Source organism: Zobellella denitrificans, assembly GCF_002407485.1.
Lineage (GTDB): Bacteria > Pseudomonadota > Gammaproteobacteria > Enterobacterales > Aeromonadaceae > Oceanimonas > Oceanimonas denitrificans.
This window is the reverse complement of the sequence record NZ_CP012621.1, coordinates 2,886,554-2,900,179: the sequence shown is the minus strand read 5'-3', so window position 1 is coordinate 2,900,179 and position 13,626 is coordinate 2,886,554. Positions and strand designations below refer to the sequence as shown.

General features: G+C 66.3%; 11 protein-coding genes. 3 read left to right on the top strand and 8 right to left on the bottom strand.

The window, feature by feature from the left end:
- Window position 1: 1 nt before the first annotated feature.
- The 5 genes from AN401_RS13670 to AN401_RS13650 form a co-directional block, all read right to left on the bottom strand.
- Window positions 2–952, bottom strand: a complete 951-nt coding sequence (locus tag AN401_RS13670; protein ID WP_096779673.1) for an amino acid ABC transporter permease — start codon at window positions 950–952, stop codon at window positions 2–4.
- A 54-nt stretch (window positions 953–1,006) separates the two neighbouring features.
- Entirely contained in the window at window positions 1,007–1,798 is a 792-nt protein-coding gene (locus AN401_RS13665) for a transporter substrate-binding domain-containing protein (protein ID WP_096779672.1), read from the bottom strand.
- Between the two features lie 158 nt (window positions 1,799–1,956).
- Complete coding sequence (locus AN401_RS13660; protein ID WP_096779671.1) at window positions 1,957–2,361, bottom strand: group II truncated hemoglobin; 405 nt, start codon at window positions 2,359–2,361, stop codon at window positions 1,957–1,959.
- An 80-nt stretch (window positions 2,362–2,441) separates the two neighbouring features.
- Complete coding sequence (locus AN401_RS13655) at window positions 2,442–3,242, bottom strand: slipin family protein (RefSeq protein WP_094041130.1); 801 nt, start codon at window positions 3,240–3,242, stop codon at window positions 2,442–2,444.
- Window positions 3,239–4,588 (bottom strand): NfeD family protein, encoded by a 1,350-nt coding sequence (locus AN401_RS13650; protein WP_232513317.1) that lies wholly within the window; start codon window positions 4,586–4,588, stop codon window positions 3,239–3,241. Before AN401_RS13650 ends, AN401_RS13655 begins: the two co-directional genes overlap by 4 nt.
- Before the next feature lie 172 nt (window positions 4,589–4,760).
- On the opposite strand from AN401_RS13650, the gene AN401_RS13645 reads away from it, so the two are divergent.
- From AN401_RS13645 to AN401_RS13635, 3 genes are all read left to right on the top strand, one after another.
- Window positions 4,761–5,198 carry a GNAT family N-acetyltransferase gene (locus AN401_RS13645; protein ID WP_094041131.1) on the top strand — a complete coding sequence of 146 codons (438 nt, stop codon included), beginning with the start codon at window positions 4,761–4,763 and terminating at the stop codon, window positions 5,196–5,198.
- A gap of 105 nt (window positions 5,199–5,303) precedes the next feature.
- On the top strand, window positions 5,304–6,758 hold the full coding sequence (locus AN401_RS13640) for an AAA family ATPase (protein WP_096779670.1): 1,455 nt from the start codon (window positions 5,304–5,306) through the stop codon (window positions 6,756–6,758).
- Window positions 6,759–6,761: 3 nt separating this feature from the next.
- The gene (locus AN401_RS13635; protein WP_096779669.1) at window positions 6,762–8,183 is read left to right on the top strand and encodes a vWA domain-containing protein; all 1,422 of its coding nucleotides are present in this window, start codon (window positions 6,762–6,764) and stop codon (window positions 8,181–8,183) included.
- A 136-nt stretch (window positions 8,184–8,319) separates the two neighbouring features.
- Here AN401_RS13635 and AN401_RS13630 read toward each other — a convergent pair whose 3' ends face one another.
- From AN401_RS13630 to AN401_RS13620, 3 genes are all read right to left on the bottom strand, one after another.
- The gene (locus AN401_RS13630; RefSeq protein WP_096779668.1) at window positions 8,320–10,455 is read right to left on the bottom strand and encodes a TonB-dependent siderophore receptor; all 2,136 of its coding nucleotides are present in this window, start codon (window positions 10,453–10,455) and stop codon (window positions 8,320–8,322) included.
- 67 nt (window positions 10,456–10,522) lie between these two features.
- Complete coding sequence (locus tag AN401_RS13625; protein ID WP_232513316.1) at window positions 10,523–11,374, bottom strand: AraC family transcriptional regulator; 852 nt, start codon at window positions 11,372–11,374, stop codon at window positions 10,523–10,525.
- 52 nt (window positions 11,375–11,426) lie between these two features.
- Complete coding sequence (locus AN401_RS13620; protein WP_232513315.1) at window positions 11,427–13,553, bottom strand: TonB-dependent siderophore receptor; 2,127 nt, start codon at window positions 13,551–13,553, stop codon at window positions 11,427–11,429.
- Window positions 13,554–13,626 lie beyond the last annotated feature (73 nt).

Genomic DNA, 13,626 nt, shown 5'->3' with positions numbered 1-13,626 from the left:
CCTAGTGTCCCGCCGACAGGCGCCGTTCCAGCCGTTGCACCAGCCAGGACAGGGACGCCGTCATCACCAGGTAGAGCAGGGCCACGGTGAACCACACCTCGAAGGGGGCGAAGGTGGAGGACACCACTTCCCGGCCGGCCTTGGTCAGGTCGGTGAGGGAGATCACCGACACCAGGGAGGAGTCCTTGATCAGGTTGATGAACTGGCCGGCCAGGGCCGGCAGGCTGCGCCTGAGCGCCTGGGGCAGCACCACCTCGACCATGGCCCGGCCGTAGCTCATGCCGAGGGAGCGGGCCGCCTCCATCTGCCCCACCGGCACCGCCTGGATGCCGGCGCGGATGATCTCCGCCACATAGGCGGCGCTGAACAGGGTGAGGGCGGTGGCGCCGGCGGTGAAGCGATCCAGGGACAGCACGGTGCCGACGAAAAAGTAGATGATGAAGATCTGTACCAGCAACGGGGTGCCGCGGATGATCTCGATATAGAGGATGCACAGCCGGCGCAGGGCCGGGTTGGCGGACAGCCGTCCCAGGCCCAACCCCAGGCCGAGCAGGATGGAGCACAGCAATGACACCACCGACAGTTGCAGCGTCATCACCATGCCATGGAGGATGGGGCCGGCGCGCAGGCTGTCGAGCCTGGCGACTTCGTCCCCTTCGAACAGCAGATCGCCGTCCGCCACCAGCAGGGTACTGAAGCTGTCCAGCACCAGGGGCGCGTCGCCGTGATCGGACACCAGGGTCAGGGTACGGCCGTCGTCGCCCAGTTCGGCCTGGCCGTCGAAGGGGGCGCGGATGGACTGGGGCGAGCTGTCCACCACATAGGGCAATACCCGCTCCCAGCGCCAGTGGTAGTCGATGCTCTGGGTGGACCAGTAGAGGGCGCCGGCCAGCATGAGCACCACGCCCACAAAGACCCCGTTCCACAGCCAGCGCTGTTTGGCAGTCTGCATATTCGTTCCCGTCAAACCCGCCGGCGGCCCGGGCCGCCGGCAACAACCAGAGGATTACTGTACCCGGCCGACCCAGGCGTCGCTCTTGAACCACTTGTGGTAGAGCCGGTCGTAGCTGCCGTCTTCCCGGATCTGGCGCAGGTAGTTGTTGAGGAAATTGAGGAAGTCCCCGTCGCCTTTACGCACCGCCCAGCCCAGCGGGCCGTAGGTGAAGGCCTGGTCCAGGTGCACCAGCCGGCCCGGGTTCTGGGCGGCGTAGACGGCGTTGTAGCTGATGTCGTAGACGAAGGCGTCGGCCCGGCCGTTGGCCACTTCCTGGGCGGCGTCGGCGGAGCTTTCGAACAGCCGCACCTTGGCCCGGCCCAGGTGGCGCTTGATGGCGTATTCGCCGGTGGTGCCGAGCTGGGCGGTGACGGTGTAGTTTTCATCGTTCAGCTGGCGATAGGAGTCGATGCCGTCGGCCAGTGCCGGGCGGATTAGTACCGTCTGGCCGGCGTCGAAATAGGGCTCGGCGAAGTTGACGCTGAGGTTGCGCTCGGGGGTGACCGTCATGCCCAGGATCAGATCGCACTTGTTGGTCTGCAGGGCGGGGATGATGCCGTCCCAGCCGGTGTTGACCGGCACGAACTCGACGTTGACCGACCTGGCCATGGCCTTGGCGATATCGATGTCGAAGCCGATAAAGTCGCCGCCCTTGTCGGTCATTTCGAAGGGCATGTAGCCGGATTCGAAGCAGAAGCGGAATTCACCGGAGCGCTGGATCTGCTCCAGGGTGGAGCCCTGGGCACCGGCGGCGAACAGGCCGAGGCCGCTGCCCAGCAGGAGAAGGCGGAGGGTTGTTTTCATGAGACAGTCCCTGTGGCGAACGAGGCATCGAGGGCGAGGACCCCGATGGCGATTAACGGAGCCCCGTATTCTAGCGGCTGCGCACGGGGATATTCCGCGTTATCGGGGAAAAAAGCGGGGAGGAACGGCGCCGGCCGGCACCGTTTCCGGCAGGGGGCTCAGTCCCGGGTACGACAGCGTTCGGCGGGCACGGCGAGGGCGCGCAGCAGATAGGCCTTGAAGTCGTCGGCGTAGTCCTGAGTCGCCAGCGCCTCGGCCATGCAGGCCAGCCAGGCGTCCCGCTCGGCGGGGCCTATGTCCAGGTGGGCGTGGGCCCGGGGTATGCTGATGGGGCCGTATTTCTCCCGGTAGCGGGGCGGGCCGCCCAGCCAGCCGCACAGGAAGCGGGCCAGCTTGTCGGTGCTCTCGTCGAGGTTGTCCGGATGCATGGCACGGATCAGGGCGGCGTCGGGGCGACGTTCCATGGCGGCATAGAAGGCTTCGGCCAGGCGGCGCAGGCCGGCTTCGCCACCGGCGGCCTGGAAGGAAGTGTCACCCTGCCCGTAGGCGGAAGGCAATAACATGGCGCCTCACCAATGATTCATCTGAAATGCCGGTTATTCTGGCCCAAAACACCCGCGGTGTGAAGTGTCGGGCGCCGTCCTCAGGTCATCTCGCTCGGCGACTTGGGATCCGTCGGATTATGCTGCCCCGCCAGGCGCTGCAGTATCTGCCCCAGCTCCATCGGCAGGGGGAAGACGATGATCTTGCTGTTCTCGCTGCTCACCTCGGTCAGGGTCTGCAGGTAGCGCAACTGGATGGCCTCGGGCTGCTGGGCCAGGATATGGGCGGCTTCCAGCAACTGCTTGGACGCTTCCAGTTCGCCGGTGGCGTGGATCACCTTGGCCCGCCGGGCCCGCTCGGCTTCCGCCTGGCGGGCGATGGCGCGGATCATGGATTCATCGAGATCCACGTGCTTGATTTCCACCGCCGTCACCTTGATGCCCCAGTTGTCGGTGCTCTGATCCAGGATGCGCTGCAGATCCGCATTGAGGGTATCCCGGGCCGAGAGGATCTCGTCCAGTTCGTGCTGGCCGAGCACGGATCTCATGGTGGTCTGGGCCAGCTGGCTGGTGGCCTCCAGGTAGTTTTCCACGTTGATGATGGCCTTCTGCGGATCCAGCACCCGGAAATAGAGCACCGCATTGACCCGCACCGTGACGTTGTCCTTGGAGATCAGATCCTGGGAGGGTACGTCCATGGTGACGATACGCAGATCCACCCGGACCATTTGCTGCACGAAGGGGATCACCAGGATAAGGCCGGGCCCCTTTATCTTGTAGAAGCGACCGAGCAGGAAGATCACGCCCCGTTCGTACTCGCGCAGGATGCGGAACATGCTGCTGAGCAGCATGACCACCAGGATCACGATCAGCAGTTGAAAATACAGAAAATCGATCATCATGACTGGGTCTCCTCCAGGGGGGCCACGTTGAGGGTAAGATCTTCCACCGCCAGCACGACGATCGCCTGGTGCGGGGCTATGGGATGCCGGCTGTGGGCCTGCCAGCGTTCGCCCTGCACCAGCACGGTGCCGGTGGGGTCGATGGGGGTGAGGGCGATGCCCTGCTCGCCGACCATGGCGGCGGTGCCGGACACGGGGGCGGCCCGGCGCTGCTTCACGATAAGCCGCACCACCACCAGGACCAGGGTGAGCGAGAACAGGGTGAATGCGGCCACGAAGGGCCAGGCGACCCGGAACGCCTGATCCGGGGTATCGAACAGCAGTACCGAGCCGATGGCGAAGGCCACCAGGCCGCCGCCACCGAGAATGCCGAAACTGGGCGACAGGGCCTCGCCCACCATCAGCGCCAGCCCCAGCAACAGCAGGGCCAGGCCGGCGGTGCTCACCGGCAGCATCTGCAGCGCCAGCAGCGCCAGCAGCAGGCAGATGGCGCCGGTCACCCCGGCCACCCCGAAGCCGGGGCTGTAGAATTCCAGCAGTATGCCGTACATGCCCACCAGCATCAGCAGGTAGGCGATATTGGGGTTGGTGATGATCATGATGAAGCGCTGGCGCCAGTCGGGCTGGCGCTGCTCGGCCAGCAGCCCCTTTGTGGCGAAGGTATAGGGCTTGTCGTGGAGCCTGATTTCCCGTCCGTCCAGGGCCTGCAGCAGTTCGGGAATGTCCACCGCCACCAGCTCGATGACCCCCTGCTCCAGGGCCTCGGAGGCGGTGAGGGTGGCGGCTTCGCGCACCGCCTGTTCGGCCCAGTCGGCGTTGCGCCCGCGCAACTGGGCCAGCGACTTGATATAGGCCACGGCGTCGTTCAGGGTCTTGCGCTCCATGGCGCCGCCGTCGGAGGCGGGGCGCCCCTCTTCTTTTTCCTTGTCTTCCGCCTGGTCCCGTGGCCGCTCGGTGCTGCCGGGAGGGCCTATCTGCACCGGGGTGGCGGCGCCCAGGTGGGTGCCCGGGGCCATGACCGCCACATGGCTGGCATAGAGGATATAGGTGCCCGCCGAGGCGGCCCGGGCGCCGCCGGGGGAAACATAGACCACCACCGGCAGCCGGGATTCGAGCATGGCGCTGATGATGTCGCGGGTGGCGCTGTAGAGGCCGCCGGGAGTGTCCATGGTCAGCAGCAGGAAGGCGGGACGGTCCAACTGGGCCTGTTGCAGTTCGGTCACGATAAAGTCCGAGGTGCCGGGGCCGATGGCCCCCTTGATGTCCAGTTGCCAGTAGCGTTCCTGGGCCAGGGCCGGCATGCCCAGCAACAACAACAGCAGTAACAGGCCGCGCCAGTTCATCATATCCAGCTCCAATACAGTCTCTATTAGAGCTTAGTGCATGGGGCCGGAGTGGTGGTTTTTTAGCCGGAAAGGGCGAGGGCAACGGCCGTATTGCACCGTTGCCCGGGAGAAGGCACCATCGGCCCTTTTGGACCAGCCGCCAGTGCGGCCATTAGACTTTACGGGAGTGCATATGTCGGTCAGAACGGCAACCAGGGGGGATCTCGCGGCCATTGATGCCCTGGAGCGAGCCGCCTTCGGCAGCCACTGTTATCCGGATTTTTTCTTTCGCCAGGCGCTGGATCTGTGGCCGGCCTATCTGCTGGTGGCGGAAGGGGAAGAGGGCGAACTGGCGGGCTACTGCCTGGGCGGGACGGGGGCGGCCCCCGGCGAGGGCTGGATACTGTCCCTGGCGGTGGCCGGATCCTGCCGGGGGCGGGGCCTCGGCAAGGCGCTGTTGCAACAGGCCCTGGCGGCGCTGGAGGCGGGCGGTTGCCGCTCGGTGCGGCTGACGGTGGCGCCGGACAACCCGGCGCTGGGGCTTTACCTCGCCCTGGGTTTTGTGGAGGAACGCCGGGACGAGGCCTATTTCGGCCCGGGCGAGCCCCGGCTGGTGCTGCGGCGGGGGTAAGCCTGGCGAAGGGAGCGCCTTTCCTCCGCGCTCCGCTGGCCTGCACGGTATTTTTGAGTACAATGTAAAAATATTTTTAATACAATTTACTTACAGGTCTGGCACATGGACGTAAAACCCCGTATCGCGGCATTGATTGAACAGTTGCAGCAGGGCTTGCTGGAGCGGGACACCCCGGCCCGGCTGGCGCTGCTGGCGGCGCTTTCCGGCGAGCACTTGCTGCTGCTGGGCCCGCCCGGCACCGCCAAGAGCGAGCTGTCCCGCCGGCTGCACACCCTGCTCGCCGACGGCGCCTACTTCGAACGGCTGCTGACCCGCTTCTCGGTGCCCGAGGAGCTGTTCGGCCCCCTGTCCATCAAGGCGCTGGAGCAGGACCGCTACCTGCGCCAGACCAGGGGCTACCTGCCCGAGGCCTCCATCGCCTTTATCGACGAGATCTTCAAGGCCAACAGCGCCATCCTCAACAGCCTGCTCACCCTGCTCAACGAGCGCCGTTTCGACAACGGCAACGAGCGGCGGGAGGTGCCCCTGGTGTCGGTGATCGCCGCCAGCAACGAGCTGCCGGAGGGAGCCGAACTCAACGCCCTGTACGACCGCTTCCTGCTGCGCTACCAGGTGGCGCCGGTGAGCGACCAGGCTTTTACCGCCCTGCTCACCCTCGACCAGGGCTACCGGGCGCCGCCGCCGGAGCTGCGCCTGAGCGGCTGCGAGCTGGCCGCCATCCGCGAGCTGGCCGGCCGCCTGCCCCTGGCCCCGGCCCTGGTGCGGCTGCTCACCAGCCTGCGCGCCTTCCTGGCCGAGCAGGAGATCGCCGTCTCCGACCGGCGCTGGCGCAAGCTGGTCAAGCTGCTCCGGGTGTCCGCCTATTGCAACGGCGAAAAGGAAGCCGGCCTGCTCGACGCCTGGCTGCTGCCCCACTGCCTGTGGCAGCAGCCGGATCAATATCCCCGCCTGGCGGCCTGGCTGCACGAGCATATCGCCGCCGACCCCGGCTTCAGCCCGGCCCTGGTGGCCGAGCTGGTGGACAGCTGGCAGCAGCGCCTGGCCCAGGACGCGGATCCGGTGGTGCCGGCCCTGGACGAACAGGGCTACCAGCTTTACCTGGACGAAGCCGGCCAGCCGGTGACCGAGCGCGAGGGCCTGCGACCCTGTCGCAACGCCGCCGGTGAGGTGCTTTACCGCCAGCCCCGCCTGCCGGACAGCAGCTTCACCGAGCGGGAAATCCGCAACCTGGGCGGCAGCCTGGATCAGTACGAGCCGGTGCTGGAGTCCTACCCGCGGCCGTCGGCCCTGCAGCCCCGGGCCTGGCCGGCGGCCCACCTGGCCGCCCGCCTGGCGCAGCTCGATGAGCGCATCGACGAGCTGGACCAATACCTGGGCTGGCTGGCCGGACAGCGCCAGGGCCTGGAACGGCGGCTCGAACAGCACCTTTGGCTGAGCCCCGCCCTGGGGGAGCAGGTGCGCCGGCAACTGGAGCGGCAGCAGCAGGAGCTGGGTCGCCAGCGGGAACGGCTGGGGCAGCTCCGCCAGGCCTTCGCCGCCCTGCCGGTGGAGGACTGAGCCGTGCAGGATCAGCCCGCCGGCATCGGCCTCCTGGCGGCGCTGCCGGAAAGCCTGTTCGCCCTGGTGGCCACCCACCCCCTGGGCCGGCTGCTGCCCCGGGTCCGGTGGGTGCTGGCCTGGCTGCACCGGCTGGACAAGGGGCGCCTGCCGGCCCCGGGCGACTGGCTGAACGGCAGCACCGAACGGCGCCTGCGCCACCTGCTGGTGCGCTCGGGCGCGCTCGGTTACTGCCGGGACACCCCGGAAGTGGCGCGGGTGGTGGTGCAGGACATACTGCTGGCGCTGGAGCAGGTGGAACTGCTCTGGCCGGCCACCGCCGCCCTGCTGGCGCGGGCCGGCATGGACAGGCGGCAGGCCGAAGGCCGCGCCCGGGCCCGCCACGCTCGCCGGGCCATCGCCCGCCTTGCCGAGCAGTGGCGCCAGCGGGTCAGCCTGTGGCAGGCCCTGGACGAGGTGACCGAGGAATTCGGCATAGCGCCGGCCATCGGCACCGACGTCAACGGTGGCCAGCTGCGGGATCGGGCCTGGTTCGACATACAGCGGTTGTCCCAGTGGGTGGCTCAAATTCGTGAGCTGCAACGCCTGCTGAACCAGCTGGGCCAGCAGCGCCCGGATCCGTCGCAAAGCGCCACCCTGAGCCAAATTCGCCAGCAGATGAGCCCCCGGGACGCGGGCCCCCAGGAACGCCTGTTGCCCGGCATGCCGATGGAAACCCAGGGCCTCACCCGCTCCGACCGGATCAACCGCATGCTGCCCCAGGAGGCGGCCTTTCTCGGCCATCCGCTGCTGCACCTGTTGTGGCATGCCCGCCGTGCCGAGCAGGGGCTGCTCAGCTACGCGGTGGCCGGGGTCATGCCCATCGACGCCGGCAACGACTGGCCCCTGCCCCGGGCCGGCCAGGGCCAGGGGCAGGGCAAGGGCAGCCAGATGGGACCCATCATCCTCTGCCTGGACACCTCCGCCTCCATGCACGGCCTGGCGGAGCAGGTGTCCAAGGCCATGGTGCTGGAGGCCCTGCGTCTGGCCAAGCGCCAGCGGCGGGGCTGCCTGGTGTACCTGTTCGGCGGCGAGGGCGAGCTGCAGGTGCTGGACAACGGCCACCTGACCCTGGCGGAGCTGATGGCGTTGCTGCGGGCCTCCTTCAGCGGCGGCACCGAGGTGGTCACCCCACTGACGGCGGCGCTTTCGCGCCTCAGGGAGCAGGAGTGGCGGCAGGCCGACATCCTGCTGGTGAGCGACGGCGAGTTCCAGGTGCCCGCCGCCCTGCGGGAGCAGGTGGCGCAGACCAAGGACAGCCTGGGCGTGCGCCTGGTCGGCCTGCAGCTCGGCTACGCCACCGCCCTGCACGCCATGCGCCAGCTGTGCGATCCCGTGCACCTGTTCAGCGACTGGCGCAGCCTGGAGCAGGCGGCCAGGAGTTAGCCGGGCACCGGAGAGAGGAAATCGAGATCCCTGACTTTATGATCCTGCTCGAGTGCTCTGCCGCGAATACAGGAGTTGAAAACAAAGGGAGGCAATTCACATTGCCTCCCTTTGCGTTTTCAGGGGGAGATGAAGGTCAGAACCGGTAGCTCAGGCTGGCCTTGAGCTCGCGTTCGGCGCCGAACCAGCAGTTGCTCTCGTCGAAGCAGCTGTAGTAGCGCTTGTCGAACAGGTTGTTGGCGGACAGCTGCACCCGGGCACCGTCCCAGTCGCCATTGAGCCGGGCCAGATCGTAGCCCAGCGCCAGGTCCACCAGGGTGTAGGCGGGCACCTGATCGGTATTGAATGCGTCCATCTGGGTCTTGCCCACATAGCGCACCCCGGCGCCCAGGGTGGTGCCGGCCAGGGCGCCGTCGAAGATGTCGTAGTTGGCCCACAGGCTGGCCTGGCGTTCCGGCACCCAGATCGGCGTCTTGCCGGCGAGTCCGCTGTTGTCCCTGGTCACCTCCATGTCCATCAGGGTCAGGCTGGCGGCCAGGCTCAGGTTGTCGGTCAGGTAGCTGCCGGCTTCCAGCTCCAGGCCCTTGGCCACCACCTCGCCGGTCTGGATCTTGTCGTAGGCGCTGCCGTTGGGATCCCGGGTCGGGTCATTTTCCTTGGTGATGTGGAAGGCGGACAGGGTGCCCTGGTGGCGCCGGTCGGCGGACTGGTACTTGACCCCGGTTTCCCACTGCTGGCTGGTGGTGGGCTTGAAGGTGTTGCCGTGCCGGTCGTGACCGGTGATGGGCTCGAAGCCTTCGGCATAGCTGACGAAGGGAGAGAAACCGCCCGGCAGTTCGTAGAGGGCGCCGGCGCGGAAGCTGAACTTGTTCTGCTCCACCGTGCTGTCGACCTGGGCACCGTACTGCATGCCCTTTTCATTGCCCACGTAACGGTCGTAGCGGCCGCCGGCGATCAGCACCAGCCGGTCCAGGCGGATCTGGTCCTGCAGGTAGAAGCCGGTCTGGCGGGTGCTGCGGCGGAAGTCTGCCGAAAAGTCGGCGGAAAAATCAGCGGGCTGGAAGAGGCGGTGGTTGCGCGCGAACAGATCGATGGCGGGCATGGCACCGTCTTCGTAGCGGATATCCGAGTTCAGCCAGGTATAGTCCACCCCCAGCAGCAGGTTGTGCTCCAGGCTACCGGTCTGGATCCGGCCGGACAGCTGGTTGTCGATGGCCCAGCTGCGGGAGGCCTCGTCGGTCAGGTAGGCGCGCCGGGCCAGGGTGCGCTGGTCGGCATCCAGGCCCGCGCCATAGCTGTTTTCCTGATAGGCGGTGGCGTCCATGAAGCGCAGGTTCTGCAGCAAGGTCCAGTCGTCGTTGAGTTCGTGGTTCAGCTTGTAGCCCACCAGCAGCACTTCCCGATCATAGGTGTTCCAGTTGGCGTCGCCGGAATAGGCATCGGCGGGCAGCCGGCCGTTGACGTTGTCCTTGAACAGGCCAGCGGCCGGCAGGGTATTGAAAATGCCGGCGGAGGGGTCGTGCTGGTAATAGAGGTTGAGGTTGAGCAGGGTGCGATCCGAGATATGCCAGTCCACCGAGGGGGCGATCAGGTAGCGCTCCTCCTCCGAGGTTTCGGCCTGGCCGTCCTTCTTGCGGCCCAGGGCCACCAGGCTGTAGTTGAGGCTGCCGTCGTCCTTGAGCGCACCGCGGGACTCGAAGGTTCCCTCGCGCAGATCATGGCTGCCGCCGGCCAGGGTCAGCTCGTTGAAGGGCTGGCTGCTCGGTTGCCTGGCGATCAGGTTGACCATGCCGCCGGGCGGCATGGCGCCGTACAGCACCGAGGTGGGGCCCTTGAACACTTCGACCTGTTCGATGGCGAAGGCGTCGATCTGGGGCTGCAGGTTCCAGTCATTGTAGGTGAGCGGCAGGCCGTCGTAGAAGTTCTGGTAGTTGATAAAGCCGCGGATGTTGAACAGATCGAGCCGGCTGACGGCGCCACCGCGCAGCTCGGTGTGCACGCCGGGCACATAGCGCAACGCCTCGGCCACCGAGTCCACGCCCCGCTGGTCCAGGGTTTCCCGGTCGACCACGCTGATGCCCTGGGGCGTTTCCTCCGGCGCCAGGGCCGACTTGGTGGCGGTATGGCGATAGGCCTTGCCCTGCACCACTACGGTGTCTTCGGTGAGCAGGGGAGCGTCGTCGGTGCCGGACTGGGCCAGGGCCTGGCCGCTCAGGGCGCTGGAGACCGCCAGGGCCAGCAGGGAAGGGGTAAAGGCGCGTTGCCGCCGCATGAGATCCTCTCTTTGGGATGGTTAAATGACAATGAATCTCATTTTACTTTTCTGGCGGCGAACAGACTTAACATTTTGGTGCAGCGGCGATGGGGATCCAGTATTCCATCCCGCCGCGCGTGTCGGCGGGGGCGTAGATTTCCAGATCGCAGGCGGACAGGGCGCGATACCCCGAGCCGGGCAGCCATTGGCGCAGTATCCAGGCGAGATTGGCGGCCAGGGTGCCGGGCTCGCCCCGGTGAGGGACCACCAGGTATTCCGACGCCGGTACATCCAGCAACTCGAGACCCGCGGTGGCGGTGCCGCCGAAGGGGGTGCCGGCCCAGTAACGCAGGCGACCCGGCTGACATACGTCGATTTCGATAGCCGCCATGGGCGCCTGCCGGGCATGGGGGCAGCGTTGCAGCAGCCGCCGCCAGATCTGGGGAACGCGTTCGGCGAAGTCGGGGTGCTCGGCGAACAGGCCGCCGCAATGGTCGCTCAGGCCCATCAGCCGGCAGGCGGGACGGCTGTCGATGCGGAGCTGCAGCAACTGCCGATTGTCGGGGCGTAGCAGGGGAGCGCTCAGGCCCCGGCGTATGCCGGCCTGGCGGTACTGGCCGGGGGCGCAGCCGAACTCCTGGCGGAAGGCGCGGCTGAAGCTGACTTCGGAATCGAAGCCGCAGCCCAGGGCGATGTCGAGCTGGCGCAGCCGGCCGCTCAGCAGCCATTCGGCCGCCCGGCTCAGGCGCAGCCGGCGGATATAGCGGGCCAGGCTCAGGCCGGTGGCGGCCTGGAAATCCCGTTGCAGCTGCCAGCGGGAGCAAGCGGACAGTTGCGCCAGCCGTTCCAGTTGAAGCGGTTCATCCAGGTGCTGGTGGATATGCTGGAGCAGGCGGTCCAGCCTGGACTGGGGGGATAAGGGGGTGGGGGCCGTCATGGTGTGCCTCCGGCAAGAGCCGGCCCGGGGCCGGCTCGGTCGTTATTCCTGTTTAGAACTTCCAGTTGACCGTCAGCTTGGCGTTACGGGGTTCGCCATAAAATGCTTGGCTGCCGCCCCAGTAAAGGCTGTTCAGGTATTTTTCGTCGGTCAGATTGTCGACATTGAGGGTGGCGTCAAGCCGGGGGGTAAAGTCGTACTTGGCCATCAGCCCGAGCAGGGTGTAGGCATCCTGGCGGATCTCTCGACCGGCGCCCAGATCGACATAAATATCGTCCTGCCATTTGATATTGGCGCCCAGCTTCAGCTGCTCCATCATGGGCAACCGGTAGGTGGTGGCCAGCTTGGCGCTTTGCCGCGGGGTATAGGTCTTGGTGGTGTTGCCCTCGCTGTCTTCGATATCCACATAGCTGTAGCCGGCGCTGGCTTCCCAGCCCGGCAGCAGCTCGCCGGCCAGCTCCAGCTCCACGCCCTGGCTGGTAACGCCGTCCACGGCGCGGAAGTGGGTCCTGCCGTCGACAACGCCGGCCGCCTCGGCCAGGTTGGACTGCTCTATCCGGAACAGGGCCAGGTTGGCGTAGAGCCGGCCGTCGAGCCATTCGCTCTTGACGCCGGTCTCCATGCTGCTGCCCTCGACGGGATCCAGGCGGTTGCCGTCGATATCCGCCGCCACCTGGGGGGTGAAGATTTCGGTGTAGCTGGCATAAAGCGAGTAGTTCGGGGTCAGGTCATAGACCAGGCCGGCGTAGGGCACCAGCACATTGTCGTGACGGGTGGCCTTGTCCTTACCGTAGCTGGTGCCGTGGCTGTCCCAGTTGGAGAGGCGGGCGCCCGCCAGCAGGCTCAGATCCTCGGTCAGGCTGAAGCGGGCGGCGGCGTAAAGGCTTTGCTGCTTATCGGTCCAGTCGCTGCCGCCGCCGTCGACTGTGAACTGGGGCTTGGCTATGTGACCATTCCAGCCATTGAGGCTTGGTAATGTTTCTAGTTTATTGTTGGCTCCACTCATCGATTTGTCTGTCGTGCTTGTGAAGGACCAACTGGTGCCGGCCACCAGCTCGTGCTCCCGGCCGGCCAGCCGGAAGGGACCGCTGGCGTAGAGATCGACCAGATCCTGGCGGGAACTGAAAGTGTAATGACTGGCGTGATTACCCTGAGGGATGCTGCCATCGGGAATGGGGTTAGCCCTAATATAAAACATCTGTCCGTCGGACTCGATTTTCACATGGGAGTAGGCCGCCTTGGCGGTCCAGCCGTTGCCCAGCTCTTGGGCCAGCTCGACGAAGCTGCGGTTGTCCTCGTTGTTCCAGTAGGCCCAGTCGGCGGCGCTGCTGTCGGAGCGGCTGTAGTCGGTGCGGCTGCCGTCGGTATAGAACAGCGGCAGCGAGCCCCACAGCGGGCTGTCGGCGTCGTTTTGCTGGTAGCTGTGGCCCAGGGTGAGCAGGGTGCTGTCGGTCAGGTCCGCCTCCAGCACGCCGTAGGCCAGGCCCCGTTGCTGCTCGTAGCGATCCAGGTAGGAATGCTTGTCCTGGCCGGCCACCACCAGGCGGGCGCGTACCCGCTCGCTGAGGGCGCCGGAGATGTCGCCCTCCAGTCGGCGATAGTCCCAGGAGCCGACGCCGGCCTTGGCCGAAGCCTGGAATTCCTCGGTGGGGCGCTTGCGCACGAAGTTGACGGTGGCGGCGGGGCTGCCGGCGCCGCTCATCAGGCCATTGGCGCCCTTGAGTACCTCCACCTTGTCGAACAGGGCGGTATCCAGATCCCCCATCAGGTTGCCGTAGGTCAGGGGCACGCCGATACCGTCCACCTGGAAGTTGGTGATATCGAAGCCGCGGGCGGTGAAGTAGGTGCGGTCGGTTTCCACCTTCTCCACATTGACGCCGTTGGTGTTCGCCAGCACGGCATTGACGTCGTTGAGGGCGAAGTCGTCCATCTTGGTACGGGTGGTGACCGATACCGTCTGCGGGGTTTCCCGCGGCGACAGGCTCAGCTTGGTGGCGGTGCGGCTGCTCTTGGTGGTATAGCTGTCGCTGCCCTCGGTGACGTCGTTCTCGCGCTCGGCGTTGACGGTGACGGTGCTCAGCACCAGGGGGTCCTGCTGCTGGGCCAGGGCGGGGGCCAGCACAGCGCCAGCCAGCAGGGCGGCAATCACACGGGACAGGTGTTTCTTCTGAAACGGCATTCCTTTAAATCTCCTTGATAGTAAAATTGTAAAAACAAATGATTTTTATTTAATTATTGACGCCTTTACCCGG